3 protein-coding genes are annotated in these 4,360 nt (G+C 60.6%); 1 reads left to right on the top strand and 2 read right to left on the bottom strand.

The window, feature by feature from the left end:
* Positions 1–345: 345 nt before the first annotated feature.
* Entirely contained in the window at positions 346–1,752 is a 1,407-nt protein-coding gene (gene glnA, locus DWA01_RS05055) for a type I glutamate--ammonia ligase (protein ID WP_114284703.1), read from the bottom strand.
* 71 nt (positions 1,753–1,823) lie between these two features.
* A complete protein-coding gene (locus tag DWA01_RS05050; RefSeq protein ID WP_114284702.1) occupies positions 1,824–2,162 on the bottom strand; it encodes a P-II family nitrogen regulator in 339 nt (112 codons plus the stop codon).
* 174 nt (positions 2,163–2,336) lie between these two features.
* On the opposite strand from DWA01_RS05050, the gene DWA01_RS05045 reads away from it, so the two are divergent.
* Positions 2,337–4,181, top strand: a complete 1,845-nt coding sequence (locus tag DWA01_RS05045) for an NAD(P)H-hydrate dehydratase (RefSeq protein WP_114284701.1) — start codon at positions 2,337–2,339, stop codon at positions 4,179–4,181.
* Positions 4,182–4,360: the final 179 nt, after the last annotated feature.

The following is a 4,360-nucleotide window of genomic DNA, read 5'->3' as shown; positions in this document are numbered from 1 at the left end:
TGTGATTTTGGGTATCTCAGGCCAGAAAATGGGAAGTGCCGGTGTGCTTTTCAATACCTGGAACTACGCAGGGCGGGGTTGAATCTGCGTTGCGGTGAGCTTTGGTGATGGCAGATGGCAGATGGCAGATGTCAGAACGGGCGGGTGGCAGGGCCAGGAGGCAGGGGCAGGCGCACGGATATGAAAGCGTCCTCGATGCGGATGCGGGAGCTGGCGGTTGATGTGCTGATGTTTTCAGGGGGGGCGGAGCAGATCCGAAGCGGGCGCGGCGCCGCGGGTCGTGCCTGGTCATGAAAAAAGGGGCACCCTCTGGGCGCCCCTTCGTCATTACAGTGATGTGACAGCTTAGCAGCTGTAATACATCTGGAATTCCACCGGGTGAGGCGTGTGCTCATAGGTGTAGACTTCCTGCCATTTCAGGTCGAGGTAGCCCTGGATCTGGTCTTTGGTGAACACGTCACCGGCCAGCAGGAAGTCGTTATCGGCTTCGAGACAATCCAGCGCTTCGCGCAGGGATGCACAAACAGTCGGGATATCGGCCAGCTCTTCTTTTGGCAGATCATAGAGATCTTTGTCGGACGCCGCGCCGGGATCGATTTTGTTTTTGATACCGTCAAGGCCGGCCATCAACAGTGCTGCGAAACACAGGTAAGGGTTGGCGGCGGGATCAGGGAAACGGGCTTCTACGCGTTTTGCCTTGGGGGATTCAGCCCATGGGATACGCACACAGCCGGAGCGGTTGGACGCGGAGTAGGCGCGCAGAACAGGGGCTTCAAAACCAGGGATCAGCCGTTTGTAGCTGTTGGTCGCCGGGTTGGTGAAGGCGTTCAGCGTTTTGGCATGTTTCAGAATGCCGCCGATGAAATACAGCGCGTCCTGGGACAGGTCGGCGTATTTGTCGCCTGCAAACAGAGGCTTGCCGTCTTTCCAGATCGACATGTTCACATGCATGCCGGTGCCGTTGTCGCCGGCAATAGGTTTCGGCATAAAGGTCGCCGATTTGCCATAGGCGTGCGCTACATTGTGCACGATATATTTGTATTTCTGCAGCTCATCGGCCTGTTTGGTCAATGTGCCGAAGATCAGGCCCAGCTCGTGCTGACAAGAGGCCACCTCGTGGTGGTGTTTGTCGACTTTCATGCCCATGCGTTTCATGGTGGAGAGCATTTCGCTGCGGATGTCCTGTGCGTCATCGATTGGGTTGACCGGGAAGTAGCCACCTTTTACGCTGGCACGGTGGCCAGTGTTGCCCATCTCGTATTTGGTGTCGGAGTTCCAGGACGCGTCCTGAGCATCGACCTCATAAGAGACTTTGTTGATGGTGTTGGAGAAGCGCACATCATCAAACAGGAAGAATTCAGCTTCCGGACCCATATAGGCGGTGTCACCGATGCCGGAAGCTTTCAGATAGGCTTCGGCTTTTTCAGCAGTGCCACGCGGGTCGCGGGAATAGGCTTCGCCAGTGTCGGGCTCAACCACAGAGCAATGAATGCACAGGGTTTTTTCCGCATAGAAAGGGTCCATATAGGCGGTGGAGCAATCGGGCATCAGTTTCATGTCTGATTTGTCGATGGATTTCCAGCCGGCAATCGAAGAGCCGTCAAACATGAAGCCTTCTTCGAGGAACTCTTCGGTGATTTCGTCATTGATGACGGTGACGTGCTGAAGCTTGCCCAGCGGATCGGTGAAACGAATGTCCACATATTCGACGTTTTCGTCTTTGATGGTCTTGAGAACGTTTGCGATGCTCATGTTGACCTTGTCCTTTTGCAGTTGAACCAGTCCGGGCAGGCCCGGGAAGATTGAGGTGAATTACCGGGGGATTACAACGCGTCGTCGCCGGATTCACCGGTACGGATACGGATCGCCTGTTCCACAGGCAATACAAAGATTTTGCCGTCGCCGATTTTGTCGGTTTTCGCCGCTTCGACGATGGCCTCGACGGCGGCATCGACCTGATCGTCGGGCAGCACCACTTCGATTTTGACCTTGGGCAGGAAATCCACCACATATTCGGCGCCGCGATACAGTTCGGTATGGCCCTTCTGGCGGCCAAAGCCTTTGACTTCAACGACTGAAAGCCCCTGGACACCGATGTCCTGCAGTGCTTCTTTGACCTCGTCGAGTTTGAAAGGTTTGATGATCGCTTCGATCTTTTTCATGATCAGCCGACTCCCTGAAACTGTTGCTGGACTGGAGAGACCACTTTCGCGGCGGGGCTACAATTCGCTATGATGGCACAGCGGCTCCGGGGCGGGAATTGCCGGGGTTGCTGCCTGTTTTTTGTGCGATTCGATCAATATGGTGGCGAATTGAAAACTTTTAGGGCGGAATCGATGGTTGAAGTTCTGACTGCGGCGCAGATGCGTGCCCTGGAAGCGGCGGCGATTGCGCGGGGCGCGGTCACCGGTCTGGAGCTGATGGAACGTGCCGGGCAGGCGGTGGTGGCGGCCATTCTGGAGTACTGGCCGCAATATGGCGAGGCGGGGCCAGATGGCGGGCACAGCTGCACCATTCTCTGCGGGCCGGGCAACAATGGCGGCGACGGTTTTGTGGTGGCGCGGCTGCTGCGGGCGCAGGGCTGGCAGGTGGCAGTGTTTCTGTATGGCGCAGCAGGTAAGCTGCCGCCGGACGCGCGTCTGAACTATGATCGCTGGCTTAAAACCGGCGCGGTGCTGCCGCTGGCGGTGGCCGTGGCCGTGGCGGTGGGCGAGGCAGCGGGGCCGCCGGGCCAGACCGGGCAGTTGGGCCAGTTGGGGCGCAGCGGGAAATTGGGACAAGCAGGGCAGGCGGATCCGGCGGCTCAATTGGGGACGCCGGACCTCATTATTGATGCGCTGTTTGGCACCGGGTTGAGCCGGCCCCTGAACACGCCGTTGCGCCAGGTTTTTGCTGTGGTGCAGGCGCTGCGGCAGGCGACGGACAGCAAAGTGGTGGCGGTGGACATCGCCTCCGGGCTCTGCGCTGACAGTGGCCGGGTGCTGGGCGCCGCCGTTGCGTCAACTGGCGTGCCAAATAGCGGCGCGCAAGAGCGTGCGGCGTCCGACGGTGCAGCGCCTGAGGCAGACGCGCCAGAAAATCTGGCTCCGGTACAGGGCGCACCGGGTCGCAGAGGGGCGGCAAGCGATGTGCCGCCTGCGGCGCTGAGCGCGGATCTGACCGTCAGTTTTCACTGCGCCAAATGCGGGCATTACCTCGCGGCTGGCCCGGCGCATTGCGGCAGGTTGGTGGTGGCGGATATTGGATTGGCCCAGGCGGCGGCCGGAAAGACTGGCGGTCAGGGCGGGCAGGCCAGTTCAGACGGGCAGGCGGGTGGGCAGACGTTGCGCCTGGTGGTGCCGCCGGCGCGGCAATTGCTGGAAAAACAAGCCGGCGCTCATAAATACCTGCACGGCCACGCGCTGGTACTGACGGGCGGGGCGGGAAAAACCGGTGCAGCGCGGCTGGCCGCGCGCGGGGCGTTGCGCATTGGCGCCGGGCTGGTGACGCTGGGCGTGCCGCCGGCGGCGCAGATGGAAGTGGCGCAACAGATCACCTCAATAATGCTGCAACGGGTGGCGGATGTGCCCGGGCTGGAACAGTTGCTGAAGGATGCCCGTATCACTGCGCTGTGTCTCGGTCCGGGGCTGGGGCTGGAGGCGCGTCACGGCGATCTGGTCGCTGCGGTGCTGCGGGCGCGCCGCGCGGCGCTGTTGGATGCAGATGCGCTGACACTTCTTGCGCGGGACGCGGATCTGTTTGCTTTATTGCACCCGCGAGTGGTTCTGACGCCGCATGCCGGCGAATTTGCGCGGCTGTTTCCCGATATCGCCGAAAGGTTGCAGCAGACCTCCGCCAAAGGCCCGGCGTTTTCAAAACCCGATGCAACCCGGCTAGCCGCAAAACGTGCCGGCTGTGTGGTGTTGTTTAAGGGCGCGGATACCGTGATTGCGGCGCCGGACGGGCGCTGTTTCCTTCATGCTTCTGTCGGTGAACGCGCGGCGCCCTGGCTGGCCACCGCGGGGGCGGGCGACGTATTGTCCGGGCTTGTCACCGGGTTGCTGGCGCGTGGATTTGAGCCGCTGCGGGCGGCGGAACTGGCGGCCTGGCTGCATGTGGAATGCGCGCGTGTGTTTGGTCCCGGGGTGATTGCTGAAGATCTGGCAGAGCAGTTGCCGCGGGTTCTTGCAGCGCTGGTTTGAAAAAACCACTGCCGGGGCGCAGAGCAGTGGGGTTCTTTTTGGCTTCAATATCCCCGCCGGAGGCATCTGCGGCGGCAATCAACCGGCTCACTCGCGTGGACGCAAGGCTGCCGCGACCTCAATACCGTTGGCGTAGACCACCTGGTTGTTTTCAAAATGCAGTGTATAGAGCCGCAGAT

This window comes from Candidatus Halocynthiibacter alkanivorans (genome assembly GCF_003333265.1).
GTDB lineage: Bacteria > Pseudomonadota > Alphaproteobacteria > Rhodobacterales > Rhodobacteraceae > Halocyntiibacter_A > Halocyntiibacter_A alkanivorans.
The sequence above is the reverse complement of the archived record's forward strand: the minus strand, read 5'-3'. Positions and strand labels throughout refer to the sequence as shown.

Coding starts and splice junctions, on each gene's coding strand:
- glnA (WP_114284703.1), bottom strand. CDS start 1,752: ATGAGCATCGCAAACGTTCTCAAGACCATCAAAGACGAAAACGTCGAA.
- DWA01_RS05050 (WP_114284702.1), bottom strand. CDS start 2,162: ATGAAAAAGATCGAAGCGATCATCAAACCTTTCAAACTCGACGAGGTC.
- DWA01_RS05045 (WP_114284701.1), top strand. CDS start 2,337: ATGGTTGAAGTTCTGACTGCGGCGCAGATGCGTGCCCTGGAAGCGGCG.